General features: G+C 38.1%; 2 protein-coding genes. Both read right to left on the reverse strand.

The features are described from left to right. A partial coding sequence (locus CXF78_RS01670) for a glycosyltransferase (RefSeq protein WP_219622050.1) occupies positions 1-488 on the reverse strand: 488 nt, incomplete at its 3' end. Positions 489-529: 41 nt separating this feature from the next. Beyond that, positions 530-1,036 (reverse strand): glycosyltransferase family 9 protein (locus CXF78_RS01675; RefSeq protein WP_145991343.1); only part of this gene is annotated, 507 nt, incomplete at its 5' end.

A 1,036-nucleotide genomic window follows, 5' to 3' on the forward strand; every position in this document is an offset into this window, starting at 1 on the left:
TTACAAATGGCCTGCATTTCTTCAATATTTGCTTTATCAAATAGGCCGGTTTCTTTCGATAGCAGAAACATTCCAGAGTTGTAATAAACTATCCGATCGTCCTCTTTTGGCCAATCTACTTCGCCTAAGATATTATTGATTTGCACCGCTTGCTCACTTCGATCGCGATGACGTCCCTCATTGAACATATAAACTGTATCAAGGTCTGAATATAGTTCAAATATATCTCGTGCCCAAGGTGTCACGATAATATCTGCATCCAGATACAGTACTCGATCATATTCTTTGAGTATCTCTGCAATATATAGCTTTTCAGACCATGCTGGGCTTGAGTCAAATTTAGGGTTACTGACTTGAATTTTATAATGCAGTTGATCTGAAATGATGACATCAGCCCCAATTCTTTTACCATAAGCTTTAAAGCTGGCAATGGCAGCGCGATACATTGGGTTATCGCCAATAGCGAGTGTAAAAATAGCCTTCTTCATCCGTTCACCTTGCGTATATTTATGTATTGGGTGTTAAGTCTTTAACCGAGATAGTTCATTTTTTTATATTGTTGGAACACTCGGTCAACGCTGATGTCTTCAATGTGGCCCCTACCTTCTGTTGCATACATGACATGCGAGACCTCACTTTCTGGTGGTGCCCAATAAGGCTTTTTCTCACGCATCATTGCTAATAAAGGACGTTGAGCAGCAAAAGCAAAGTGCAATATTGCCGTATCGACTGTTATCACAAAATCGGAGTGTGCAATGAGTGATGGTAGTTCAAAAAAATGTTCGTTAACGGTGAAAACAGCCGTTTGCGTATTTGTTCGAACCGTAAATTTCTCAGTTTCAATACTAACAGAGTCAAAGTTTTCTTGAGTGACATTAATTATGAAACGTTGGTTAGAATCAATTGCCGATATTTTTTCAATGAGGGAGAATAATTGTGATAGTTTCCAATCTTTTTTCTCATTGGTTGATAAGTGATTTAAAAATATGAGTTTCCCTTGTTTTTCTGGGTCACTAAATTTGGAGTTTAACCACGA

Source organism: Shewanella sp. 11B5 (genome assembly GCF_002836795.1).
Lineage (GTDB): Bacteria > Pseudomonadota > Gammaproteobacteria > Enterobacterales > Shewanellaceae > Shewanella > Shewanella frigidimarina.